The 23,776-nt window shown below is 70.6% G+C and carries 24 protein-coding genes and 5 tRNA genes; 19 read left to right on the forward strand and 10 right to left on the reverse strand.

Going from position 1 to position 23,776, the window contains the following annotated elements; genetic code table 11:
* Positions 1–340: 340 nt before the first annotated feature.
* The 4 genes from ACIRJR_RS26165 to ACIRJR_RS26180 all read right to left on the reverse strand — a co-directional run bounded on the left by ACIRJR_RS26165 (position 341) and on the right by ACIRJR_RS26180 (position 5,530).
* The gene (locus ACIRJR_RS26165; protein WP_014153856.1) at positions 341–922 is read right to left on the reverse strand and encodes an ATP/GTP-binding protein; all 582 of its coding nucleotides are present in this window, start codon (positions 920–922) and stop codon (positions 341–343) included.
* Positions 903–1,310 carry a DUF742 domain-containing protein gene (locus tag ACIRJR_RS26170; RefSeq protein WP_003966010.1) on the reverse strand — a complete coding sequence of 136 codons (408 nt, stop codon included), beginning with the start codon at positions 1,308–1,310 and terminating at the stop codon, positions 903–905. The genes ACIRJR_RS26165 and ACIRJR_RS26170 overlap by 20 nt, the downstream gene beginning before the upstream one ends.
* A gap of 134 nt (positions 1,311–1,444) precedes the next feature.
* Positions 1,445–1,858 (reverse strand): roadblock/LC7 domain-containing protein, encoded by a 414-nt coding sequence (locus ACIRJR_RS26175; protein ID WP_006127850.1) that lies wholly within the window; start codon positions 1,856–1,858, stop codon positions 1,445–1,447.
* A gap of 9 nt (positions 1,859–1,867) precedes the next feature.
* A complete protein-coding gene (locus tag ACIRJR_RS26180; RefSeq protein ID WP_403784881.1) occupies positions 1,868–5,530 on the reverse strand; it encodes a nitrate- and nitrite sensing domain-containing protein in 3,663 nt (1,220 codons plus the stop codon).
* 608 nt (positions 5,531–6,138) lie between these two features.
* On the opposite strand from ACIRJR_RS26180, the gene ACIRJR_RS26185 reads away from it, so the two are divergent.
* The 9 genes from ACIRJR_RS26185 to ACIRJR_RS26225 all read left to right on the forward strand — a co-directional run bounded on the left by ACIRJR_RS26185 (position 6,139) and on the right by ACIRJR_RS26225 (position 10,076).
* Positions 6,139–6,321, forward strand: a complete 183-nt coding sequence (locus ACIRJR_RS26185; RefSeq protein WP_403784883.1) for a hypothetical protein — start codon at positions 6,139–6,141, stop codon at positions 6,319–6,321.
* A gap of 102 nt (positions 6,322–6,423) precedes the next feature.
* Complete coding sequence (locus ACIRJR_RS26190) at positions 6,424–7,200, forward strand: fumarylacetoacetate hydrolase family protein (protein ID WP_403784884.1); 777 nt, start codon at positions 6,424–6,426, stop codon at positions 7,198–7,200.
* Positions 7,193–8,674 (forward strand): glutamate--tRNA ligase, encoded by a 1,482-nt coding sequence (gene gltX, locus ACIRJR_RS26195; RefSeq protein WP_403784886.1) that lies wholly within the window; start codon positions 7,193–7,195, stop codon positions 8,672–8,674. Before ACIRJR_RS26190 ends, gltX begins: the two co-directional genes overlap by 8 nt.
* A gap of 100 nt (positions 8,675–8,774) precedes the next feature.
* The gene (locus ACIRJR_RS26200; protein ID WP_403784888.1) at positions 8,775–9,494 is read left to right on the forward strand and encodes an HAD family hydrolase; all 720 of its coding nucleotides are present in this window, start codon (positions 8,775–8,777) and stop codon (positions 9,492–9,494) included.
* A gap of 85 nt (positions 9,495–9,579) precedes the next feature.
* A tRNA-Gln gene (locus tag ACIRJR_RS26205) sits at positions 9,580–9,651 on the forward strand.
* 19 nt (positions 9,652–9,670) lie between these two features.
* Positions 9,671–9,743 (forward strand) — tRNA-Glu (locus tag ACIRJR_RS26210).
* 83 nt (positions 9,744–9,826) lie between these two features.
* Positions 9,827–9,899, forward strand: a tRNA-Glu gene (locus tag ACIRJR_RS26215).
* Between the two features lie 12 nt (positions 9,900–9,911).
* Positions 9,912–9,983 (forward strand) — tRNA-Gln (locus tag ACIRJR_RS26220).
* 20 nt (positions 9,984–10,003) lie between these two features.
* Positions 10,004–10,076: transfer RNA gene (locus ACIRJR_RS26225), tRNA-Glu, on the forward strand.
* A gap of 252 nt (positions 10,077–10,328) precedes the next feature.
* Here ACIRJR_RS26225 and ndgR read toward each other — a convergent pair.
* A complete protein-coding gene (gene ndgR / locus ACIRJR_RS26230) occupies positions 10,329–11,045 on the reverse strand; it encodes an IclR family transcriptional regulator NdgR (protein WP_033303994.1) in 717 nt (238 codons plus the stop codon).
* A gap of 173 nt (positions 11,046–11,218) precedes the next feature.
* Here ndgR and leuC point away from each other — a divergent pair, with 173 nt between their 5' ends.
* The 4 genes from leuC to ACIRJR_RS26250 all read left to right on the forward strand — a co-directional run bounded on the left by leuC (position 11,219) and on the right by ACIRJR_RS26250 (position 14,370).
* Complete coding sequence (leuC, locus tag ACIRJR_RS26235) at positions 11,219–12,643, forward strand: 3-isopropylmalate dehydratase large subunit (protein ID WP_403784890.1); 1,425 nt, start codon at positions 11,219–11,221, stop codon at positions 12,641–12,643.
* Between the two features lie 5 nt (positions 12,644–12,648).
* Positions 12,649–13,242 carry a 3-isopropylmalate dehydratase small subunit gene (leuD, locus tag ACIRJR_RS26240; protein ID WP_403784892.1) on the forward strand — a complete coding sequence of 198 codons (594 nt, stop codon included), beginning with the start codon at positions 12,649–12,651 and terminating at the stop codon, positions 13,240–13,242.
* A gap of 104 nt (positions 13,243–13,346) precedes the next feature.
* Complete coding sequence (locus ACIRJR_RS26245; protein WP_403784894.1) at positions 13,347–13,574, forward strand: hypothetical protein; 228 nt, start codon at positions 13,347–13,349, stop codon at positions 13,572–13,574.
* Positions 13,575–13,716: 142 nt separating this feature from the next.
* The gene (locus ACIRJR_RS26250; protein WP_403784896.1) at positions 13,717–14,370 is read left to right on the forward strand and encodes an HU family DNA-binding protein; all 654 of its coding nucleotides are present in this window, start codon (positions 13,717–13,719) and stop codon (positions 14,368–14,370) included.
* Between the two features lie 111 nt (positions 14,371–14,481).
* On the opposite strand, the gene ACIRJR_RS26255 is transcribed toward ACIRJR_RS26250, so the two are convergent.
* Both ACIRJR_RS26255 and cofC read right to left on the reverse strand, forming a co-directional pair.
* Positions 14,482–14,685, reverse strand: a complete 204-nt coding sequence (locus tag ACIRJR_RS26255) for a hypothetical protein (protein ID WP_403784898.1) — start codon at positions 14,683–14,685, stop codon at positions 14,482–14,484.
* 10 nt (positions 14,686–14,695) lie between these two features.
* Positions 14,696–15,382 carry a 2-phospho-L-lactate guanylyltransferase gene (cofC, locus tag ACIRJR_RS26260; RefSeq protein ID WP_403785145.1) on the reverse strand — a complete coding sequence of 229 codons (687 nt, stop codon included), beginning with the start codon at positions 15,380–15,382 and terminating at the stop codon, positions 14,696–14,698.
* Between the two features lie 147 nt (positions 15,383–15,529).
* Between cofC and ACIRJR_RS26265 the strand changes: the two genes are divergently transcribed.
* From ACIRJR_RS26265 to ACIRJR_RS26275, 3 genes are read left to right on the forward strand one after another with little or no spacing between them, the layout of a single operon-like run.
* Positions 15,530–16,282, forward strand: coding sequence for a lysophospholipid acyltransferase family protein (locus ACIRJR_RS26265; RefSeq protein ID WP_403784900.1), 753 nt, complete (start codon positions 15,530–15,532; stop codon positions 16,280–16,282).
* Positions 16,279–17,289 carry an NAD(P)H-dependent glycerol-3-phosphate dehydrogenase gene (locus tag ACIRJR_RS26270; RefSeq protein WP_403784902.1) on the forward strand — a complete coding sequence of 337 codons (1,011 nt, stop codon included), beginning with the start codon at positions 16,279–16,281 and terminating at the stop codon, positions 17,287–17,289. Before ACIRJR_RS26265 ends, ACIRJR_RS26270 begins: the two co-directional genes overlap by 4 nt.
* Positions 17,290–17,323: 34 nt before the next feature.
* Positions 17,324–18,508, forward strand: a complete 1,185-nt coding sequence (locus ACIRJR_RS26275; protein WP_403784904.1) for a D-alanine--D-alanine ligase family protein — start codon at positions 17,324–17,326, stop codon at positions 18,506–18,508.
* A 30-nt stretch (positions 18,509–18,538) separates the two neighbouring features.
* Here ACIRJR_RS26275 and ACIRJR_RS26280 read toward each other — a convergent pair whose 3' ends face one another.
* Both ACIRJR_RS26280 and ACIRJR_RS26285 read right to left on the reverse strand, forming a co-directional pair.
* On the reverse strand, positions 18,539–19,024 hold the full coding sequence (locus ACIRJR_RS26280) for a DUF3515 domain-containing protein (protein WP_403784906.1): 486 nt from the start codon (positions 19,022–19,024) through the stop codon (positions 18,539–18,541).
* A 20-nt stretch (positions 19,025–19,044) separates the two neighbouring features.
* Positions 19,045–19,278, reverse strand: coding sequence for an Lrp/AsnC family transcriptional regulator (locus ACIRJR_RS26285; protein WP_403784908.1), 234 nt, complete (start codon positions 19,276–19,278; stop codon positions 19,045–19,047).
* A 320-nt stretch (positions 19,279–19,598) separates the two neighbouring features.
* Here ACIRJR_RS26285 and ACIRJR_RS26290 point away from each other — a divergent pair, with 320 nt between their 5' ends.
* Together ACIRJR_RS26290 and thiD are read left to right on the forward strand one after the other, a co-directional pair.
* Complete coding sequence (locus ACIRJR_RS26290; RefSeq protein WP_403784910.1) at positions 19,599–20,567, forward strand: thiamine-phosphate kinase; 969 nt, start codon at positions 19,599–19,601, stop codon at positions 20,565–20,567.
* 77 nt (positions 20,568–20,644) lie between these two features.
* The gene (gene thiD / locus ACIRJR_RS26295) at positions 20,645–21,454 is read left to right on the forward strand and encodes a bifunctional hydroxymethylpyrimidine kinase/phosphomethylpyrimidine kinase (protein ID WP_403784912.1); all 810 of its coding nucleotides are present in this window, start codon (positions 20,645–20,647) and stop codon (positions 21,452–21,454) included.
* A 230-nt stretch (positions 21,455–21,684) separates the two neighbouring features.
* On the opposite strand, the gene rpmB is transcribed toward thiD, so the two are convergent.
* On the reverse strand, positions 21,685–21,870 hold the full coding sequence (gene rpmB / locus ACIRJR_RS26300; protein WP_003965989.1) for a 50S ribosomal protein L28: 186 nt from the start codon (positions 21,868–21,870) through the stop codon (positions 21,685–21,687).
* Positions 21,871–22,126: 256 nt separating this feature from the next.
* Between rpmB and ACIRJR_RS26305 the strand changes: the two genes are divergently transcribed.
* Complete coding sequence (locus ACIRJR_RS26305) at positions 22,127–23,749, forward strand: DAK2 domain-containing protein (RefSeq protein ID WP_403784914.1); 1,623 nt, start codon at positions 22,127–22,129, stop codon at positions 23,747–23,749.
* The last annotated feature ends 27 nt before the right edge of the window (positions 23,750–23,776 follow it).

Here is a 23,776-nt window from a genome sequence, read left to right on the forward strand (position 1 = left end):
ACCTCTCGGCGTCGGCACCTACGTTGTGCCGGATTATCGTTCAGGGGGCCGTACTACTGGGTAGTTCGAGGCATTGCAGCACGTGGACCGGTCGCGTTCCAAACAGTCGGAATGCGTGATTCCGGCTAAGACCACCCAGAGATAAAACGGGCATAAAGAGCGAGCCCCGCCAAAAGGCGAGGCTCGTATGAGCACAGCGGTACCGGTCGTGCGCGTCGGGTATCGACGGGGCCCCAATTCACTGTCGAAATGTTATGAACGCGGGGGCGGATCGTGTCAAAGGACACAGGCCGCCCCCGCGTGACTACTGCAACTTCCGTAGATCGCTACCGACTTGCGGCTACTTCAGCCGGGCCATCAGGGCGTGCTCGACCAGTGTGATCAGGCCGCTCTTGGCGTCCGCGCGGTGCCGGGCGTCCGTCGTGATGATCGGGGCGTCCGGGCCGATCTGGAGGGCTTCGCGTACTTCGTCGGGTGTGTAGGGCTGGTGTCCGTCGAAGCCGTTGAGGGCGATGACGAAGGGGAGGCCGCTGTTCTCGAAGTAGTCGACGGCGGGGAAGCAGTCGGCGAGGCGGCGGGTGTCGACGAGGACGACGGCGCCGATGGCGCCGCGGACCAGGTCGTCCCACATGAACCAGAAGCGGTCCTGTCCGGGGGTGCCGAACAGGTAGAGGATCAGGTCCTGGTCCAGGGTGATGCGTCCGAAGTCCATGGCCACCGTCGTGGTGGTCTTGTCCCCGGTGTGGGTCAGGTCGTCGATGCCCGCGGACGCGGACGTCATCACGGCTTCGGTGCGCAGCGGATTGATCTCCGAAACGGCACCGACAAACGTGGTCTTACCCACGCCGAAGCCCCCTGCCACCACGATCTTCGCCGAGGTGGTGGAGCGGGCCGTACCGCCGCTAGAGCTTGCGAAGTCCACTGAGCACCCTTTCGAGCAGTGTCACATCCGGCGCGCCGCCGGCCTCTCCGTTGCCCGGCTGGTGGATGGCCACCATGCCGGCTTCCGCCAGGTCCGCCACGAGGATCCGCGCCACACCCAGGGGCATGGACAGCAGGGCCGAGACCTCGGCCACCGACTTGACCTCGCGGCAGAGGTGGCAGATCCGCTGGTGCTCGGGGAGCAGCGTCCCGAGGTGTGCGGGGTCCGCTGTTGTGCTGACCAGAGCCTCTATCGCGAGCTGGTAGCGCGGCCGGGTCCGGCCACCGGTCATGGCGTAGGGGCGGACCAGCGGCTGGTCGCCTTCACCGTCGTACGACGCGTGGTGCAAGGCGCCGTACGGATCAGGTGAGGCGGGTGGCGGGGTCATAAATCCTCCGGGCGTGACAGCAGGGTGTCGGCTTGCCGTCTGAAGGTGGCCGGTGGGGGGCTGTGTCGGCCGGACGGGTGAGGGTTTTGAGTGGTACCTGGGGGGATCGTGTCAGGTGTCTGCCGCATGGCCGCCTAGTGGAGCAGACTTCCTTGTAGCTCGGCACGGAGGTCAGGGGTGAGGACGGTCCCCGCGCGGTCCACGAGGAGTGCCATCTCGTACCCGACCAGGCCGATGTCCGCGTCCGGGTGGGCGAGGACGGCGAGTGAGGATCCGTCGGAGATGGACATGAGGAAGAGGAATCCCCTCTCCATCTCCACGACCGTCTGGCTCACGGCGCCGCCTTCGAAGATCCGGGAGGCCCCCGCCGTCAGCGACGTCAACCCGGAGGCGACAGCCGCCAGCTGATCGGCGCGGTCGCGCGGGAAACCTTCGGACATCGCCAACAGCAGGCCATCCGCGGAGACCACCACCGTGTGGGACACCCCTGGGGTGTTGTCCACGAAGTTGGTGATCAGCCAGTTCAGATTCTGCGCGGCCTGACTCATGGGGCTCAACTAACGCTCCTGCTGGTGAGTGGGGCCGAGTTGGAAACTGCCGGTAGACGAGCCGGTGTTGGCCTGTCGTCCCTGCTGGATGCCCCGGCGGAGATTGGTCAGACGGCCGCGTACGTCATCGGGCGCACGCGAAACCTGAGGTCCGGACTGATGATTCTGCTGCTGAGCAGTGCCCGGCACCAAATTGGCACGTGGGACACGGCGGGGCAGACCGGACGTGGTGATCCCGCCGGCGGCGGGCTTCTTGACGCGCTCCGCCTGCCGTACGAGGTCGTCGTTGGGCGAGGCGCGCCACGAACTGGTGACACCGGTGTCCGCCGCGCCACGCCGTGGCATGGCCGGAGGCGGGTTGCCGGCGGGCTGCGGGGCGGCCGGTGCCTGCGGCTCGGCGGGCGGCTGCTGGCCACCCTGCTGCGGGCCGTGGAACCAGTTCGTCTCCAGCGTGTCGTACAGCGGCGTCCGCCCGTCGCCGGGACCGGCCGGCGGCAGCACCTCGGGCTGGTGCGGCAGGGCCGGACGGTGCGGCGGCTCACCGGAGTGGACCGGCGGGCGCGGTGCGCCGAAGTCGGCGTCGTCCTGCCGACGGGGAGCGGGAGCCTGCGGCGCCTGGGCGCCGTAGCCCTGGTTCTGAGGCACCGGGGCGTTGAAGTCGGGGCGGGCGAACTGCGCGGTGCTCGCCGGGTCCTGGGCCTGAGGAGCCTGCGGAGCAGAGAAGTCCGGACGGGCGAACTCCGACGTGGCACCGGGGCCCTGACGGTCGTTCGCCGGCGGACGCTGGTTCGGCGGGCTGAACGGCTGGCTCGGGCCGGAGGTGCCCGGCCGGGCGAACCGGCCGCCGTCGTGCTCCTCGTGACCGCGGGGGGAGTCGGGCTGCGTACGCCGGGGCGCACCCTGCTCCTCGACGCCCCAGCTCGTGTTCTGCGGTCGCTGGGGCTGCGGGTTGCCGCCCGGCAGCTCGGCCCGCGGGCCGCCCGGAGGCGGGAGCTGGCGGCCGGGACCGCCGGGCTGCTGCGGGCCGCCCTGGCCGAGCTGGGCCTGCTGCGGCTGCGGAGCCTGCCGTGCCGTGGGACCGCTCTGCTGACCGGAGTGGCCGAAGAGGTTGGGCCGGCCGGCGTCCGCACCGGCCGAGGGGTCCTGCGGCGGGCGTGCGCCCGGGCGGGCACCGCCGGCGAAGGCACCGGCGAGGCCGCCACCCTGACGCGGGCCCTCGGGACGGCCCTGGCCGGGCAGGCCGGGTCCCTGCTGACCGGGGCCCTGCGGGTTGTTGCCCTGCTGCGGCTGACGAGGTCCGCCGTCGCGCGAGGGCAGCGCGGCCCGAGGGGACGAACCCGGGCCGACCTGCCCGCGAGGAGCGGTCGCGCCCAGTCCCTTGGCGGGAGCCGCGGGGGTACCGGCGAGCCCGGGACGCTGGCCGCCCGCGGCGGGTGCGCCGCCGCCGGCGAGGAGCCCGCCCGGGGCGCCGCCCGGCTGGCCCTTGCCCTGCTGGCCCGGCTTCGGCGGCTGCTTGCCGCCGTGCGCGACCTCCATGGGCAGCATGACCAGTGCGGTCGTGCCCCCGGAGTCCGAGGGACGCAGCTGGATGCGGATGCCGTGACGCAGGGACAGCCGGCCGACCACGAACAGACCCATGCGCCGGGACACCGAGACGTCCACGGTGGGCGGCGAGGCGAGCCGCTCGTTGATCGCGGCCAGGTCCTCGGGGGAGAGGCCGATACCGGTGTCGTGGATCTCGACGAGCACACGGCCGTCGGGCAGCGCGTGACCGGTGACCCGGACCTTCGTCTGCGGTGAGGAGAACGACGTGGCGTTCTCCAGCAGCTCGGCGAGGAGGTGCACGAGGTCGTTGACCACACGGCCGGCGACCTCGGTCGCGGGAACCGCGGCCAGTTCGATGCGCTCGTACTGCTCCACCTCGGAGGCGGCGGCACGGAGCACGTCGACCAGCGGCACGGGGCGGGTCCACCGGCGGCCCGGCTCCTCGCCCGCGAGGACGAGGAGGTTCTCGCCGTTACGGCGCATACGGGTCGCGAGGTGGTCGAGCTTGAACAGCGAGGACAGCTGGTCCGGGTCGGCCTCGCGGGACTCCAGCTCGGAGATGAGGGAGAGCTGGCGCTGGATGAGGCCCTGGCTCCGGCGCGAGAGGTTGGTGAACATCGCGTTGACGTTGCCTCGCAGCAGCGCCTGCTCGGCGGCCAGACGGACCGCCTCGCGGTGCACGTCGTCGAAGGCCGCGGCCACCTGGCCGATCTCGTCGCGGGAGTGCACACCGACCGACTCGACGGAGGTGTCGACGTCCTGCGGGTCCGTCTCGGAGAGCTGCTTGACGAGCTCGGGCAGACGGTCCTGGGCGACCCGGGTCGCGGTGTCCTGCAGCCGCCGCAGCGAGCGGATCATGGACCGCGCCACCACGAAGGCGCCGACCAGCGACACACCGAGGACGATGAGGATGATCGCACCGTTGAGGATCGCGTCGCGCTGCGACTCCTCACGGAGCTCGCGGGCCTTGCTCTCCATCTCACCGAGGAGCGTCTCCTCGATGGTCTTCATGGCCTGGATCTTGTTGGAGCTCTGGTCGTACCAGTCCATGTACGTGCGGGTCTTGCCGCCGCTGCCCTCCATGCCCAGCGGGCTGTCGAGCACCTTCTTGGCGTAGATGTCGGCGGCGGTGATCTCGGGATTCCCGCTGTCCAGCGGCGCCAGCAGCTCGGTGGCGCTCCTACCGGTGGACTTGTAGGTCGTCTCGAACGTACGGAGGGTCGTGCTCGCCTTGCCCAGCGCGTTGCGCCCGAACGCCTGGTCGTTGTCGTTCAGGTGCGTCTCGTTGCTGTCACCGCCGGGCAGGGCCGCGGCGATGATCGCGCGCTCCACGGAGGCGTACTCCTTGGAGGAGGAGAAGGCGGCCAGCGCACGCGTCCGCTTGATCATCTCCGGGTTGCTGGTGGCCTGCGCCATGTCCTGCGAGAGGCTCAGGAGCGAGGTGATCAGCTGGCTGTACTGGTCGACCGTGTTGAGGCTGGGGCTGTCCTTGGCGTACGCGTCCTTGCGGATGCTGGTGATGTTGCCCAGCTGGATGCCGATCTGGCTGACGCTCGCGTGGATGCTGTCCAGGGCCGCGTCGCCCGGGGTGTTGCCTATCTCGTCGGTCGCCTCGAAGAAGGCGTCCTTGGCGCGGTCGGTCCGCTCGCGGGGCTGAGTGACCTTGTAGTCGGTGGCCTTCACGCCGTTCGACAGCGGGCCGGCCGACTTGTCGCGCTCCTCCTGGAGCGCGTTGGCGAGCGCGGTCGCCTGCTTGGTCATCTTCGTCAGCAGCTGCATGTGCTCCAGCTGGTCCATGTCGTTCATGGACTCGTTGATCCGCAGCCCGCCGAGGGTGGTCGCCGCGACCACGGGGAGGGCGAGCAGGGAGACCAGACGCGTGCTGATGCGCCAGTTGCGCAGGGCCATGCGCGAGCCGGCGGTGGTGGGTCCGGCCGGCTTCGGGGGCACCGCGGCGTCGGGGCCGCCGGTGCTCGTCGTGCCGGAGCGTTGCGCGCGGTCGCCGCTGTCACCGGCCGCACCGGGATTCTGGGCGTGCTGGGGCGAGGAACCGCGGTCGTTCCCGCCGCGCGGCTCCTGATCCGCCGGAGCTTCCCCTCGGCCCTGGCGGGGCTGGGGCGACCCCATGCCATCCCTCTTGAAACGTCCCTGCACTAGCGTCGCAACCTCTGGACCAGGCGTCCCTCCGCGCGTGGCGCGACGGGACGGTGTCGGCGTCGTGGGGCGCTGGACGCGCCCCATGGTGGTCGTGAGTGACCGGCGTACTTCCCCCTCCCGCCGCCACTCGGCGCTGCGTTGCGCCCCTGCGCGCTGGGCCTGAAACCCGCGGCGGTGCGTGGAATTTCAGCACAGTGGAGGATCTCCAACAAGGCCCGCGTACCGGGCTGTGACCTGGATGACCCGGTGTGATGGGCGAGTGACAAGGCGTAGAGAGCATTCACCGGCAAACCGGGCGAATGCGGGTGGTCCTGTCGGGAGCGGCAGGTGTCCCAGACGCCATGATCGGGAGCGGAATGCCGGATTCAGTGACGTATTGTCTGGTTTGCATCTCGCGATCAAGTGTCAGGAATGGGCTTTTTGTCCGCAAGTTCGTGAGCAAACTCACATGATGATCGCCGTCTCATCCCGGCCACGTCCGGGAATCGGATGTTTAGCCTGACGCTTTACAGGGACAGCGAATCCGACAACCGGCGCACCTCCGGGCAGCGCCCCAGCGACAAGGGTCCATACGGCAGATGAAGACGACGATGACGTTCCGCAACATTGCCAACCCCCGGCGCACCACGCTGGCGCACCTCGAGGACGCCGAAGCGCTGCGGACGCCGGAGCAGCGGGAGCACGCCGTCGACCTGCCGGCCCAGACGGCCAACCCCCGCCGCACCATCCTCATGGTGGCCCCGGTCACGACGGCGAAGTAGCGGCCGGGGCCCCGGCGCCACACGCACGGCTGTCGCTCTTCCGCGCGCTAGCCTGGAGCGTCAGTCTTCAGCCAGCCAGCAAGTGAGGGGCGACAGCATCCCGTGCGCATCGCCAGGTTCTCCATCGACGGCAATGTCGCCTTCGGCGCGGTCGAGGGCGACAGCCCCGACAGCCTCGTCCTCGACATCATCAAGGGCATTCCGTACACCGACTTCGAGCTCTCGGGCACCAAGGTCCCGCTGAAGAAGGTCCGGCTGCTGCCGCCAGTGCTTCCCAACAAGGTCGTGGCCATCGGCCGCAACTACGCGGAACACGCCGCCGAGATGGGCAACGAGGTCCCGGATGTGCCCGTCGCCTTCTTCAAGCCCACCACCTCGGTGATCGGCGCCGGCGACTCCATCGAGTACCCCTCGTTCTCCGAGGAGCTGCACCACGAGGCCGAGCTGGCCGTGGTGATCGGCCGCATGTGCCGCGAGGTCCCGCGTGAGCGCGTCAAGGACGTCATCTTCGGCTACACCTGCGCCAACGACGTCACCGCGCGTGACGTCCAGCGGCGTGAGAGCCAGTGGGCCCGGGCGAAGGGGTTCGACACCTCCTGCCCCCTCGGTCCCTGGGTGGAGACGGACGTCGACCCCGGCGACCTGGCGATCCAGGCCACGGTCAACGGCGAGCAGCGCCAGCTCGGCCGGACGAGCGACATGATCCGCTCCGTCGAGGACCTGGTCGTCCACATCACGGAAGCGATGACGCTGCTCCCGGGCGACGTGATCCTCACCGGGACCCCCGCAGGGGTCGGCCCCCTGCACGTCGGCGACGAGGTCGCCGTCACCATCGAAGGTATCGGCACTCTCACCAACAAGGTGATCAAGCGTGGCTAACGCACCAGGCGCCCCAGTGCGCGTACGTTTCTGTCCCTCCCCGACCGGCAACCCCCATGTGGGCCTGGTCCGGACCGCCCTGTTCAACTGGGCCTTCGCACGGCACCACCAGGGCACCTTGGTCTTCCGCATCGAGGACACCGACGCCGCCCGCGACTCCGAGGAGTCCTACCAGCAGCTGCTCGACTCGATGCGCTGGCTCGGCCTGGACTGGGACGAGGGCCCCGAGATCGGCGGCCCGCACGAGCCGTACCGCCAGTCGCAGCGGATGGACCTCTACAAGGACGTGGCCGCCAAGCTCCTGGACGCCGGGCACGCGTACCACTGCTACTGCACCACCGAGGAGCTCGACGCCCGCCGCGACGCCGCCCGCGCGGCCGGCAAGCCGTCGGGTTACGACGGCCACTGCCGCGACCTGAGCGACGAGCGGAAGGCCGCGTACGAGGCCGAGGGCCGCACCTCGATCGTCCGCTTCCGGATGCCCGACGAGGCGATCACCTTCACCGACCTGGTCCGCGGCGACATCACCGTCCAGCCGGAGAACGTGCCGGACTACGGCATCGTCCGCGCCAACGGTGCCCCCCTCTACACGCTCGTCAACCCGGTGGACGACGCCCTGATGGAGATCACCCACGTCCTGCGCGGCGAGGACCTGCTCTCCTCCACCCCGCGCCAGATCGCCCTCTACCGGGCGCTCGCCGAGCTGGGCATCGCCAAGGAGACCCCGGCCTTCGGCCACCTTCCGTACGTCATGGGCGAGGGCAACAAGAAGCTCTCCAAGCGCGACCCGCAGGCCTCGCTCAATCTCTACCGCGAGCGCGGCTTCCTGCCCGAGGGGCTGCTCAACTACCTCTCGCTGCTCGGCTGGTCGATCGCCGAGGACCGCGACATCTTCGGCCGGGACGAGCTGGTGGCCGCGTTCGACATCGCCGACGTCAACGCCAACCCGGCGCGCTTCGACCTGAAGAAGGCCGAGCACATCAACGCCGAGCACCTGCGGATGCTCGACGTGAAGACCTTCACCGAGGCCTGCGGCCCGTGGCTGAAGGCGCCCTTCGCGCCCTGGGCGCCCGAGGCCTTCGACGCGGAGCAGTTCGCCGAGATCGCTCCGCACGCCCAGACCCGTGTGACGGTTCTCTCGGACATCACGGCCAACGTCGACTTCCTCTTCCTGGACGAGCCGGTCCACGACGAGGCGTCCTGGGCGAAGGCCATGAAGGAGGGCTCGGACGCCCTGCTCGTCACGGCCCGCGCCGAGCTGACCGCCGCCGAGTGGAACGCCGAGGCCCTGAAGACCGCCGTCCTCACCGCGGGTGAGAAGCACGGCCTGAAGCTCGGCAAGGCGCAGGCCCCGGTCCGCGTCGCCGTCACCGGCCGCACGGTCGGTCTGCCGCTCTTCGAGTCCCTGGAGATCCTGGGCCGCGAGAAGACGATCGCCCGTATCGACGCCGCGTTGGCGAAGCTCGCCGCGTAACGAGCCGTATGCGTGACGCCGGAGGCCGGGACACCCTGAGGGTGCCCCGGCCTCCGGCGTTTCCGTGCCCGGGGCCGTCCCGGCCGGTAGGTTCGCTCACATGACGATCCGCGCGGTGCTCTGGGACATCGACGACACGATCTTCGACTACTCCGGAGCCGACCGCACGGGGATGCGCAAGCATCTGGAGCACGAGGGCTTCCCCGAGGGCTACGACTCCCTGGAGGGCGCCCTCGACGCCTGGAAGGCCATCACGGACGTGCAGTGGGCGCGCTTCGCCGCAGGGGAGCTCGACTTCCAGCAGCAGCGGAGGGAGCGCGTCCGCGCCTTCCTCTCGCGGTGGCTGAGCGACGCCGAGGCCGACGAGTGGTTCGGCCGTCACGCCACCCACTACGAGGCCGCCTGGGCGCTCTTCCCGGACACCCTGCCGGTCCTGGACCGGCTGGCGGGGACCTTCCGCCATGCCGTCCTGTCGAATTCCAGCATCCACAACCAGGACCGCAAGCTGCGCGCCCTGGGGGTCCGTGACCGCTTCGAAGCGGTGGTGTGCGCCGTCGAGCTGGGCGTCTCCAAGCCGGACGCGGGCGCCTTCCACGCGGCCTGTGACGTCCTGGAGCTGGAGCCGCGGTGCGTGGCGTACGTCGGCAACGAACCCGACATCGACGCCGGCGGCGCGGCGGCGGCCGGGCTGACGGGGATCTGGCTGGACCGGGAAGGGCGGGGCGGACGCCCCGAGCTCGTGCGGATCACCGGCCTCGACGAGCTCCCCGGGTTGCTGGCAGGCAATACCCGTTTTGGAGCGCCGGACACCTTCAGGTAATGTTCTTCCTGCGCCACCGGAGCGGGCCGAAAGATCCGGCCGGGAAGCGCAGACAGAAACAGAACCCCCAGGGGTTGCGTTTCAGTGGGCTATGGTGTAATTGGCAACACTACGGTTTCTGGTACCGTCATTCTAGGTTCGAGTCCTGGTAGCCCAGCGCAAGACCGAAGTAACAAGCCCCCGTTGTGTAGCGGCCTAGCACGCTGCCCTCTCACGGCAGTAGCGCCGGTTCGAATCCGGTCGGGGGTACAGATCCATCCCGCGAGAACATCTGGGTCGCACCCACGTTCTTCGGTGACAACATCCGGTTGATGCCGGATGGGATCGCTAGGGCCCCCGTTGTGTAGCGGCCTAGCACGCTGCCCTCTCACGGCAGTAGCGCCGGTTCGAATCCGGTCGGGGGTACTTGTCACACCATGGGCTATGGTGTAATTGGCAACACTACGGTTTCTGGTACCGTCATTCTAGGTTCGAGTCCTGGTAGCCCAGCGCAAGTCAGCAGTAACCACGCCCCCGTTGTGTAGCGGCCTAGCACGCTGCCCTCTCACGGCAGTAGCGCCGGTTCGAATCCGGTCGGGGGTACAACACAGCAGTAGGACAAGGCCCTTCACCTCGGTGGGGGGCCTTTTCCGTATCCCCGGCACGTTCAGGGGCAGTCGGGGGACCGGGAGGCCACTTCCCGTACGGGAAGGGTCTGTTGCGGGGCGCCGGGAGGGCGCGGCGTGAGGAGTGGCCGCCACGACGCTGGGGCGGCTCGGAGAGGGGCGCGAGGCGGAGGCGGGGGTGCGCGGGCCTCGGTCGAGTACGGCGAAGGGGCGGGGCCCTTCCGGAGGTTCAGCCCGTGCGGCGCAGCGCTTCGCTCAGCCGCGCGGCCGAGTCGATGATCGCCTGCGCGTGCATCCGGCCCGGGTGGCGGGTGAGCCGCTCGATCGGGCCGGAGACCGACACCGCGGCGACGACCCGGTTCGACGGTCCGCGGACCGGAGCCGAGACCGAGGCCACACCCGGCTCGCGCTCGCCGATCGACTGGGCCCAGCCCCGTCGCCGTACGCCGGAGAGGGCCGTGGCCGTGAAGCGGGCTCCCTGCAGGCCCCGGTGCAGACGCTCCGGCTCCTCCCAGGCCATCAGGATCTGCGCCGAGGAACCCGCCTTCATCGTGAGCGTGGAGCCGACCGGCACGGTGTCCCGCAGTCCGGACAGGCGCTCCGCCGCCGCCACGCAGATCCGCATGTCGCCCTGCCGGCGGTAGAGCTGAGCGCTCTCGCCGGTGATGTCGCGCAGATGGGTGAGTACGGGTCCGGCCGTCGCCAGGAGGCGGTCCTCGCCGGCCGCGGCGGCGAGCTCCGCCAGCCGGGGGCCGAGGATGAACCGGCCCTGCATGTCCCTCGCCACCATGCGGTGGTGTTCGAGTGCCACGGCGAGTCTGTGTGCCGTGGGTCGTGCGAGCCCTGTCGCCGCGACCAGCCCGGCGAGGGTGGCCGGACCGGACTCCAGGGCGCTCAATACCAGAGCTGCCTTGTCGAGAACGCCGACGCCGCTAGAGTTGTCCATACGACGATACTCGCGTCTCACTCTGTGAAACGCAAGTTCAATTTTCCCCGGAAGTTGCGAACCTGTACGTGCGGCCTTACAAAGGCCCGCAGCCACCGCCCCGCTCGGGGGTCCGGACGGCGGCACCCGAATCTCTAGTTGGGCCGGTGAGGATGCCGGCCGGAGGGAAAGCGATGGGTAGGACACTCGCGGAGAAGGTCTGGGACGACCATGTCGTCCGGCGCGCCGATGGCGAGCCCGACCTCCTCTTCATCGATCTGCACCTGCTGCACGAGGTGACCAGCCCGCAGGCGTTCGACGGCCTGCGCCAGGCCGGCCGCCCGGTCCGGCGTCTCGACCTCACCATCGCCACCGAGGACCACAACACCCCGACCCTCGACATCGACAAGCCGATCGCCGATCCGGTCTCCCGCGCGCAGCTGGAGACCCTGCGCAAGAACTGCGCGGAGTTCGGCGTCCGGCTGCACCCGCTGGGTGACGTCGAGCAGGGCGTGGTGCACGTGGTCGGCCCGCAGCTGGGCCTGACCCAGCCGGGCACCACGGTGGTCTGCGGCGACTCGCACACCTCCACCCACGGCGCGTTCGGAGCACTGGCCTTCGGTATCGGCACCAGCCAGGTCGAGCACGTCCTGGCGACGCAGACACTGCCGCTGGCCCGCCCCCGGACCATGGCGATCACCGTCGAGGGCGAACTGCCCGACAGCGTCACGGCCAAGGATCTCATCCTGGCCATCATCGCCCGGATCGGCACCGGCGGCGGCCAGGGCTACATCCTCGAATACCGTGGCCCGGCCATCGAGAAGCTCTCGATGGAGGCCCGGATGACCATCTGCAACATGTCGATCGAGGCCGGCGCCCGCGCGGGCATGATCGCCCCCGACGAGACCACCTTCGCCTACCTCCAGGGCCGTGACCACGCCCCCGAGGGCGAGGACTGGGACGCCGCGGTGGAGTACTGGAAGACACTGCGCACCGACGACGACGCGGTCTTCGACGCCGAGGTCGTCATCGACGGCGCCTCGCTGGCTCCGTTCGTCACCTGGGGCACCAACCCCGGTCAGGGCGCCCCTCTGTCGGCGAACGTCCCCGACCCCGCTTCGTACGAGGACGCCTCGGAGCGCTACGCCGCCGAAAAGGCCCTGGAGTACATGGGGTTGACCGCCGGGCAGCCGCTGCGCGAGATCAACGTCGACACGGTGTTCGTGGGTTCCTGCACCAACGGACGCATCGAGGACCTGCGCAACGTGGCCTCGATCATGGACGGCCGCAAAGTCGCCGACGGTGTAAGGATGCTGGTCGTCCCGGGCTCCGTCCGGGTCGCCCTGCAGGCCGTCGAGGAGGGGCTGGACAAGGTCTTCACCGCCGCGGGCGCCGAATGGCGGCACGCCGGGTGCTCGATGTGCCTCGGCATGAACCCGGACCAGCTGGCCCCCGGTGAGCGCTCCGCCTCCACCTCGAACAGGAACTTCGAGGGCCGGCAGGGCAAGGGCGGCCGTACCCACCTGGTCTCCCCGCAGGTCGCCGCCGCCACCGCCGTGCTGGGCCATCTGGCCTCGCCCGCCGATCTGTCCGACGACCGCACGCCCGCCGGAGTCTGAGAGCCATGGAAGCATTCACCGCACACACCGGCCGGGTCGTCCCGCTGCGCCGCAGCAACGTGGACACCGACCAGATCATCCCCGCGCACTGGCTGAAGAAGGTGACCCGCGACGGCTTCGAGGACGGGCTCTTCGAGGCCTGGCGCAAGGACGAGAACTTCGTCCTCAACCGCCCCGAGCGCCAGGGCGCCTCGGTTCTGGTCGCCGGACCGGACTTCGGCACGGGCTCCTCGCGTGAGCACGCGGTCTGGGCCCTGCAGAACTTCGGCTTCAAGGCCGTCATCTCCTCGCGCTTCGCCGACATCTTCCGCGGCAACTCCCTGAAGAACGGTCTGTTGACCGTCGTCCTGGACCAGAAGGTCGTCGACCGCCTCTGGGAGCTCACGGAGGCCGACCCGACGGCCGAGGTGACCGTCGACCTGGAGAAGCGCCAGGTCCTCGCGGAGGGCGTCACGGCCGACTTCGAGCTCGACGAGAACGCCCGCTGGCGACTGCTGAACGGGCTGGACGACATCAGCCTCACTCTTCAGAACGAAGCGGACATCGCGACTTACGAGGCGGCCAGGCCGTCCCACAAGCCGCGTACGATTAACGCCTGAGCAGCGCTTTTCCCGAACTGCGCCCCCTGCCGGAAGGCAGGGGGCGCAGTCGCTTGTTGAGACCCCCTCGGGCGACAACTCGCCCCAGATGGCACAATCGGTGCATGGAACGCGACAGCCAACTCGAGCTCTATGGCCACGTCGCCGACCGATTGAAGGAAGCGCACGCAAGGGTGCGCGCACTGCAAGTCCCGGAGGGCGTAAGGATGGCGCTGTCCCGGAAGCTGCTGGCCGTCACGGCTGCGGCTAAGCACGATCTCCCAGGCGCGGCAAAGCGTCTGGACCGGTTGATGAAGGACCTCGATGAGGGCCGATTCCCCGAAGGTGACTGACTCTGCGGACAGCGCAGCGGTCGACTTCGTTGCGGCACTAGGGTGATTAGCCCGTTTCGTGTTTGATTTGCGGTATATATCTGCCTAACGTGCGAAAAAGCCTGAACAGTTTCGTTCGGGCAATGTCTCCGAAGGGGAAGACGTGAACAAGGCGCAGCTCGTAGAAGCGATTGCCGACAAGGTCGGCGGCCGTCAGCAGGCCGCGGACGCCGTCGACGTGGTACTCGACGCGATCGTCCGTGCGGTCGTCGCGGGGGACCGTGTCTCGGTCACCGGCTTCGGATCGTTCGAGAAGGTCGACCGTCCCGCCCGGTACGCCCGCAACCCGCAGACGGGCGAGCGCGTACGGGTCAAGAAGACCTCCGTCCCCCGTTTCCGTGCGGGACAGGGGTTCAAGGACCTGGTGAGCGGCTCGAAGAAGCTCCCCAAGAACGACGTGGCCGTGAAGAAGGCACCCAAGGGCAGCCTCTCGGGCGGTTCTTCCACCCGGACCACGGCGAAGGCCGCCGCGAAGAAGGCCACCGCCAAGAAGACCACCGCGGCGAAGAAGGCCACGGCGGCCGCGAAGAAGACCACCGCGGCGAAGAAGACCGCCCCGGCGAAGACCACGGCCGCGGCCAAGAAGACCACCGCGGCCGCGAAGAAGGCGACCCCGGCGAAGAAGGCGACGGCCACGAAGAAGACAGTGGCCGCCAAGACGGCGCCCGCCAAGAAGGCCACGGCGAAGAAGGCGCCCGCGAAGAAGACCACGGCACGCAAGACCACAGCCAAGAAGGTCACCGCACGCAAGAAGTGAGACCGGGCACCGCTCGTTCCTCATACGCGCCGGGCCGGGCTCCCCTCGGGGAGCCCGGCCCGCGGGCTGTCCAGGGGTCCGTTCAGGGCGTCAGCGGCCTCGCAGAGGTGCTCAGAGCGTCTGCAGTGTCACCAGGGTGATCCGCAGCGAGGGGCCCGCACCCTCGGTCTCGATCCGCACCCGCTGCCCCGGACGCAGCAGCCGCAGACCCCCCGCGTCGAACGCGGGTGCGTCGAAGTCCACCGGGGTGCCGTCGTCGAGCAGCACGCTGCCGGTGCGGGTCTCGGAGTCGTACGTGAACGAGGTCGCCTGCATGAGCGGCAGCCTATCGGTCCGCGGCGGGCGCCACCGGGGCCGCCAGCTCCGTGGTGAACCGTCCCACGCCCAGTGCCAGCGCCGCCCCCAGGTCGTCGCCCGTGTCCACGTCCCTGCGGACCGAATCGAGTCCCCGCAGCGCGATCTCCACCGCGCCCGATGCCAGGTGCCGCGCCCGTGACGCCCCGCCGAAGGCCGGGCGCAATTCCACCCCAGGCGCCGCGGAAAGAAATGTCGTGCCGATTCCCTGCGCATCGCTGACAAATGTTCGGGGAAATGCCGAAGAGAATTCGAGCACCCGCGCCAGTTCATCCGGACGCAATGCCGGAAGATCCGCGTTCAGCGCGGCCACCGCCGCGCCCCCGTGCCGGGCGAGCGCAGCCCGCGCCCCGTGCTCCAGCGCCGCGTTGAGCCCTGCCGCCGGGGTGTCGGCCACCGTGCGCGCGCCGAGCGCGGCCAGCGCCGCCCCGGCCACCGGGTCGTCCGTGACGACCACCACATCGGCCACCGCCCGGCAGGAGAGCGCCGCCGAGACGGTGTCCTGCGCGAACGCCAGGGCCAGCCGCGGACGCAGGTCCCCGCCCACCGCCCGGCCGAGCCTGCTCTTGGCCCGTACGAGCGGTTTCAGCGGGACGACCAGGGACCAGAGGCCGGTCGGGTCGGTGTTCGTGGCGATCTCCCCCTCCGTACGCGTCAGCCCTTATTGTCGCCTGCCGGTACGACAACCCGGAGGTCCGCCCCCACGGGTGAGGCGTACGGTGTTCTCCACACAGCAGGGGCCCCGGGGCGAGGCAGCATGAGCGCCGGCTCCCGAAGCAGCACAGTTCTAGAGGAAGGCGTCCGAGTGTCCCGCCGCAGAATCGGCTTCTGGTACCGCCTGGCGGCGGTCATCGCGAAACCGCCCCTGGTGGTTCTGTTCAAGCGGGACTGGCGGGGAATGGAAAACATTCCGGCCGATGGCGGATTCATCACCGCGGTCAATCACAACTCGTATCTGGACCCGCTGTCGTACGGGCACTTCCAGTACAACACCGGACGTGTGCCCCGGCTTCTCGCCAAGGCCGGACTCTTCAGGACACCCTTCGTCGGAATGATCCTGCGCGGCACCGGGCAGATCCCCGTCTACCGCGAGACGACCAACGCGCTCGACGCCTTCCGCGCCGCCGTCGACGCCATCGAGCGGGGCGAATGCGTCGCCTTCTACCCGGAAGGCACACTCACCCGCGACCCCGACATGTGGCCGATGGCCGGAAAGACCGGCGCCGCCCGGGTCGCGCTCATGACCAGGGCCCCGGTCATCCCCGTCGCCCAGTGGGGCGCCAACCTCGCGATGCCGCCCTACGCCAAGGAGAACAAGCTCCAGCTGTTCCCCCGCAAGACCCTGCGGGTGCAGGCCGGGCCGCCGGTCGACCTCTCGCGCTACTACGGCCTCGAGCCGACGCCCGACGTCCTGCGCCAGGCGACCGAGACCATCATGGCCGCCGTCACCGCCCAGCTCGAGGAGGTCCGCGGGGAGAAGGCTCCCGCCGAGCTCTACGATCACCGCAGGGCCCGCGCCGAACAGCGGCGCAAGGCAGAGGGAAAGGGATCGACGTGACGCACCCCGCGAAGGCCGCCGTCTTCGGAACCGGCTCATGGGGTACGGCCTTCGCCATGATCCTGGCCGACGCCGGCTGCGAGGTGACCCTCTGGGGCCGCCGTGCCGAGGTCGTCGAGGCCGTCAACACGACCCGGACCAACCCCGGCTACCTGCCGGGCGTCGAGCTTCCCGCCTCCGTCAGGGCCACGACCGACCCCGCCGAGGCGCTGCGCGGCGCCGACTTCGCCGTCCTGGTGGTTCCGTCCCAGACCCTGCGCGCCAACCTCGCCGACTGGGCGCCCCACCTGGAACCCGGCACCGTGCTCGTCTCCCTCATGAAGGGCGTCGAACTCGGCACCGCCAAGCGGATGAGCGAGGTCATCGAGGACGTCACCCACGTCGCCCCGGACCGCGTCGCCGTCATCACCGGTCCCAACCTGGCCAAGGAGATCGCCGAACGGCGTCCCGCCGCGGCGGTCGTCGCCTGTGCGGACGAAGGCGTGGCACAGCGCCTCCAGGCCGCCTGCCACACCCCGTACTTCCGGCCGTACACCAACACCGATGTCGTCGGCTGCGAGCTCGGCGGCGCCGTGAAGAACGTCATCGGCCTCGCGGTGGGCATCGCCGACGGCATGGGCCTCGGGGACAACGCCAAGGGCTCCCTCATCACCCGGGGCCTCGCCGAGACCACCCGCCTGGGGCTGGCCATGGGCGCCGACCCGCTCACCTTCTCCGGACTGGCCGGACTCGGCGACCTCGTGGCGACGTGCTCCTCACCGCTCTCGCGCAACCACACCTTCGGCACCAACCTCGGGCGGGGCATGACCCTCCAGGAGACCGTCGCCGTCACGAGCCAGACCGCCGAGGGCGTCAAGTCCTGCGAATCCGTGCTCGATCTGGCGCGCAGGCACGGCGTCGACATGCCGATCACCGAGACGGTCGTCGGCATCGTCCACGAGGGCAAGCCCCCGGTCGTCGCGCTGAAGGAGCTGATGTCGCGCAGCGCCAAGCCCGAGCGACGCTGACGCGAGGCCTACCAGCAGGTACGCTCATCGCGATATGAGCAGCCAGAACCTCCCCCAGAGCACTGAGGGCCCCCTGAGCTCCGAGCAGAGCTCAGAGCCGGGCCGCAAGCCGCGCGTCGCCGTCGTGTTCGGCGGCCGGAGCTCCGAACACGGCATCTCGGTCGTCACGGCCGGCGCCATCATGAGCGCCATCGACCGGACGAAGTACGACGTCCTGCCGATCGGTATCACCAGGGACGGACGCTGGGTCCTCACGTCCGACGACCCGGCCCGCATGGCCATCACGGACCGGCGGGTGCCCGACGTGGACCAGCTCGCCGAGACCGGGCGCGGCGCCGTGACGCTCTCCGTGGACCCCGGCAACCGCGACGTCGTCGTGGGCGAACCCGGAGCGGTGCCCACGGCCCTGGGAGAGGTCGACGTCGTCTTCCCGATGCTCCACGGCCCCTACGGCGAGGACGGCACGCTCCAGGGGCTCCTGGAGCTCTCCGGGGTGCCCTACGTCGGCGCCGGTGTCCTGTCCTCGGCCGTCGGCCAGGACAAGGAGTACATGAAGCGGGTGTTCACCTCCTTCGGGCTGCCGGTCGGCCCCTACGAGGTCGTCCGCCCCCGGGAGTGGGAGTCCGACCGCCCCGCCGCCCGCAAGCGCATCATGGAGTTCGCGGCCGAGAACGGCTGGCCGCTCTTCGTCAAGCCCGCCCGCGGCGGCTCGTCCATGGGCATCACCAAGGTCGACGACGCCGCCGGCCTCGACGAGGCGATCGAGGAGGCCCGCCGGCACGACCCCAAGTTCCTCGTGGAGTCCCTGCTGCGCGGCCGGGAGATCGAGTGCGGCGTGCTGGAGTTCGAGGACGGACCGCGTGCCAGCGTGCCCGCGGAGATCCCGCCCGTCACCGCGCACGACTTCTACGACTTCGAGGCCAAGTACATCGACTCGGCGGCGGGCCTGGTTCCCGCGCCGCTCACCGAGGAGCAGACCGCCGAGGTCCAGCGCCTCGCCGTCGCGGCCTTCGAGGCCGCTTCCTGCGAAGGCCTGGTGCGGGCCGACTTCTTCCTCACCGAGGACGGCACGTTCGTCATCAACGAGATCAACACGATGCCCGGCTTCACCCCGATCTCCATGTACCCGCGCATGTGGCAGGCGAGCGGCGTCGAGTACCCGGAGCTGGTGGACCGGCTGATCACCTCCGCGCTGAACCGCTCCACCGGCCTGCGCTGACCCTGAGGGCCGTCCCGTGCGGGACGGCCCTCAGAGACTGTCCGGGACCGTCTTCTCCACGGGTACGGCGAACGCGGACAGCGGGGTGATGTCGTGGGCGTACTCCGTCCCCAGCGTCACCTCGACGTACGCCTCGCGATACGTGGTGGTGAAACGGGGGCCGGCGTCATCACGCTGCTCCAGCAGCCAGTTGACGCCGTCCGCGTCGACGGCCTTCGCCTGGGAATCGTCCATCCTCGCGGGCCGGGCGACACCGCAGCGCAGTACGATCGCCCCGTCCCCCCAACCGGCGGTCAGGTCCGAATCCGGCGAGGGATCACTCCGTTCCAGACCGGCGACGGTCTCCGGCAGCTCCTCGTGCAGCTTCCCGCAGTACCCGGCGGCCTCCGACGACGGCGTGGGAACCGCCACCGAGGGCTGGTCACCGCCGGAACAGCCCGCCACGGCCAGGAGGAACAGGGCGGCGGACGGTGCGAGAACACGTGAGCGGGCGGACCGGCGGCGGGTGTGAGTCACCGGACCAGCGTAGACAGGGGTCAGAGGTGGACGACCGGGCAGGTCAGGGTTCGCGTGATGCCGTCCACCTGCTGGACCTTGGCGACCACCATGCGGCCGAGCGCGTCGACCGTGTCGGCCTGCGCGCGCACGATCACGTCGTAGGGGCCTGTGACGTCCTCTGCCTGGATCACTCCCGGGAGCTCGGCGATGGTCTCGGCGACGATCGACGCCTTGCCCACCTCGGTCTGGATAAGGATGTACGCCTGTACCACGGAACCTCCAGGGCGGCCACGAGGATCATGTGGGGGAAAGGGACGCCACGTTATCGCGTCGCCCCGGGCCACGGGGAGACCTACGGGCCGGTTGACGCCCAGAGCGTGGCGTACGCACCACAGAAGTTGACGTATCTCTTGACGGTACCGACAGCAGTCGGGGCTCGCGACCGCAAGCCCACCGGTGCGGAAGGGGGACGGTGACGCCCGTACGTCCCGGGGCCGCCGGCCCCGGTGGGCCGTCCGTCCACGATCCGGACATCCGGCCGCTGAAGCTGCCCGGACAGGTGTCCGGTGCGATAGATGAGAGGTGAGACTCGGTGAAGGGAACCGTGGGCGAGTTGGGGGAGTTCGGGCTCATCAGAGAGCTCACCTCCCGGCTCACCACCACTCCGGCGGTACGGCTCGGACCCGGCGACGACGCCGCGGTCGTGGCCGCTCCCGACCGCAGGGTCGTGGCCAGTACGGACATCCTGCTGGAAGGGCGGCACTTCCGCCGCGACTGGTCGACCGCGTACGACGTCGGCCGCAAGGCCGCCGCCCAGAACCTCGCCGACATCGCCGCCATGGGCGCCGTGCCCACCGCGCTGCTGCTCGGCCTCGTCGTGCCGGCCGACCTGCCGGTCACCTGGGCCGCCGAGCTGATGGACGGGCTGCGCGACGAGTGCCAGGTCGCCGGCGCGGCCGTGGTCGGCGGTGACGTCGTCGGCGGTGACACCATCACCGTCGCCATCACCGCCCTCGGCGACCTGCGCAACCACGAACCCGTCACCCGGTCCGGGGCCCGGCCCGGCGACGTCGTCGCCGTCACCGGATGGCTCGGCTGGTCGGCCGCCGGATTCGCCGTGCTCTCCCGGGGGTTCCGCTCGCCGCGCGCGTTCGTCGAGGCCCACCGGCGCCCCGAACCGCCCTACCACGCGGGCCCCGCGGCGGCCGGGCTGGGCGCCACGGCCATGACCGACGTCAGCGACGGACTCGTCGCCGACCTCGGGCACATCGCCGAGGCCAGCAAGGTCCGCATCGACCTGAGGTCCGGGCGCATCGACATCCCCTCGCAGATGTCCGACATCGGACAGGCCGTCGGGGTCGACCCGCTCCAGTGGGTGCTCACCGGGGGAGAGGACCACGCGATCGTGGCGACGTTCCCCGCCGACGTGAAGCTCCCCGCGCGCTGGAAGGTCATCGGGGAGGTCCTCAACCCGTCGGCGCTGCCCCAGGTCACCGTCGACGGGGCGCCCTGGACGAGCAAGGGCGGCTGGGACCACTTCGGATCCATCGAGGACGCTTAGGACGGGTCGGGGAAGCTCCGCCCGCCCGCCGGGCGGCCGGCGCCACTTCCCCAGGACGCCCTAGTAGATTCCGGGGCATGACCGCACCCGCCCCGATACCGCCCCGTGTCCTCACCGTCGCCGGATCAGACTCCGGCGGCGGTGCGGGCATCCAGGCAGACCTGAAGACGATGCTGGCCCTCGGCACCCACGGCATGAGCGTGCTGACCGCCGTGACCGCCCAGAACTCGCTGGGCGTGCAAGGAGCCTGGGAGCTTCCGGCCGACGCCGTGCGCGCCCAGTACCGCAGCGTCGTCGACGACATCGGCGTCCAGGCGGTGAAGACCGGCATGCTGTCCTCGGCCGCGCTCGTCGACACCGTCGCGGAACTCCTCGCGGGGACCGGCGCACCCGTCGTCGTCGACCCCGTCGGGGTCTCCAAGCACGGGGACGCGCTGCTCGCCGCCGAGGCCCTGGACTCCGTGCGCACGAAACTGCTGCCCGTCGCCACGGTCGCCACCCCGAACCTCGACGAAGTGGCCCAGCTCACCGGCGTCACCGTCACCGACGAGGCGGGGATGCGGCGGGCCGCCGCGGAGATCCTCGCGTACGGTCCGCGCTGGGTCGTGATCAAGGGCGGCCATCTGCCCGGCGAGGCCGTGGACCTGCTGACGGACGGCGGCGAGGAGCACTGGCTCCGCGCACCGAGACTCGACAACCGGCACACCCACGGCACGGGCTGCACCCTCGCCTCCGCCATCGCGTGCGGACTCGCCCGCGGCCAGGACGTGCCGACGGCCGTGCGGAGCGCGAAGGAGTACGTCACCGGCGCGATCCGGGCCGGCTTCGCGCTCGGCGGCGGGATCGGCCCCGTCGATCACGGCTGGCTGACGCGCTCCGGACGGTGACGTCCTCACGGACGACGCGCCCTGCTCGGTGCGCAGGGCCCTGGCCGTGCGGGGTCACGCCGAGCGGGACGCCCGGGGCACCGGCGATCAGCCCGTCAGGACGGCCGAGGTGAGGACCTTGGCCACGGTCCGGGTCTGCCGGGGGCTTCCACGCCGAGCACAGCAAAAAGCCGGTCCACCGAGATGGACCGGCTTTTTGGGCAACCGGAAGGCTGCGCTACGACGAGACGTCAGCGCGCGACCTTGCCGGCCTTGATGCACGAGGTGCAGACGTTGAGCCGCTTCGGCGTCCGCCCGACCACGGCACGCACGCGCTGGATGTTGGGATTCCAGCGACGGGACGTACGGCGGTGCGAGTGCGAAATGCTGTTGCCGAAGCTCGGCCCCTTGCCGCAAACGTCGCAGTTGGCAGCCACGGGTCACTCCAAAGACTTCAGATGCACTTACAGTGAATTCCGGCGCGCCGGAATCATTTTACTGAAGTGGCGGTACCGGAGGAATGGCCCGACTTTCGTCGGGCAACCGAAGCAGCATACAACGGCTGCGTCGGAGATACGAAACTACCACGGCTCCCCGGGCCCTCCGTCCCGCACCTGTGCCCGCCGGGCCCGCGGACGAGGACTACCCTGCGGTGCAGCCAGCCCCCCACGGCCGTCCCAAGGAGGACCAACGGTGCCTCAGTCCCCCGACGATCTTGACGCCGTCGCGGTGCGCACCTGGTGCTCACTGGCCCTGGAGGCACTGGGCCGGGAGCGGGCGGCCATCGACGCCATCAACGTCTACCCCGTCGCCGACGGGGACACCGGCACCAACCTGTATCTCACCGTCGAGTCGGCGGCCGCCGCCGTCGAAGCGGTCTTCGCCGCCCACGAGACCGGCTCCACCACGCCCGCCCCCGCCGACGCGGTACGCGCCATGGCCCACGGCGCGCTGATCGGCGCCCGGGGGAACTCCGGGACCATCCTGGCCCAGCTGCTCCGGGGCATGGCCGGGGTTCTCGCCGAGTCGGGTGACGCGGATCACCTGCGCGCGGCCCTGACCGAGGCCGCCGCGGCGGCACGGCAGGCGGTCGCCCACCCCGTCGAGGGCACCGTGCTCACCGTCGCCACCGCCGCGGCCGAAGCCGCCGCGGGCACCGAAGGGAGCGCCGTACTCAAGGACGTGGTCGACGCGGCGTACGACGGAGCGCGCGCGGCGCTGGCGGCCACCCCCGGCCAGCTCGCCGTCCTCGGGCGCGCGGGCGTCGTGGACGCGGGCGGGCAGGGCCTGGTGGCCGTGCTCGGAGCGCTGCTGGAAGCGGTCGGCGGCCGCGCTCGGGAGCCGGGCGTCCGGCCCGCTCCCGAGCCCGCACCCCTCACGGGCGACTGTGCCGACGCGGATCCGGACGGCGGCCCCGCCTTCGAGGTCATCTTCCTGCTGGAGGCACCCGACGACGCCGTGGCCCGGCTGCGGAGCCGGCTGGACGCCCTGGGGGACTCCCTCGTCGTGGTCGGCGGGGACGGCCTGTGGAACGTCCACGTCCACGTCGACGACGCCGGGGCGGCCGTCGAGGCCGGCGTCGAGGCCGGCCGGCCCTACCGGATCCGGATCACCCACTTCGCCGCCGACCGGGGCGCGGCCCACCGGGAACCCGCCCAGCGCGCGGTCGTGGTGGTCGTCCCCGGCGACGGGCTCTCCGGCCTGTGCGCCGAGGCCGGGGCCACCACCGTGCTGGCACGCCCCGGTGAGCCGCCCGCCAGCGGAGAGCTGGTCGACGCCATCCGCCGGGCCCACGCCCGCGAAGTGGTCCTGCTGCCCAACGACGCACAGCTGCGCCACACCGCGGCCGCCGCCGCCGAGCAGGCCAGGGCCGAGGGCATCCGCGTCGCGCTGGTCCCCACCCGAGCCGCGGTCCAGGGCATCGCCGCGCTCGCCGTCCACGAACCCGACCGCAGCTTCGACGAGGACGTCGTCGCGATGACGTCGGCGGCCGGAGCCACCCGCTACGCCGAACTCGCCGTCGCCGAAAGGCAGTCGTGGACCATGGCGGGCATCTGCCAGGCCGGCGACATCCTCGGCCTGATCGACGGGGACGTGGCCGTCATCGGTCAGGACGTCCACGGCACGGCCCGCACGGTCCTGGACCGGATGCTGTCGGCGGGCGGCGAACTCGTCACCCTGGTCCTCGGCGAAGACGTGACCGACGCCCTGGCCGACGGCCTGGAGGCGTACATCCGCGAGGGCTACCTCGCCGTCGACACGGTCGTCTACCGGGGCGGGCACCAGGCGGCCCCCCTGCTGATCGGCGTCGAGTGACACCCCACGGGGCGCGCCGCCCGGCGA

The organism is Streptomyces sp. NPDC102402 (assembly GCF_044765765.1).
GTDB lineage: Bacteria > Actinomycetota > Actinomycetes > Streptomycetales > Streptomycetaceae > Streptomyces.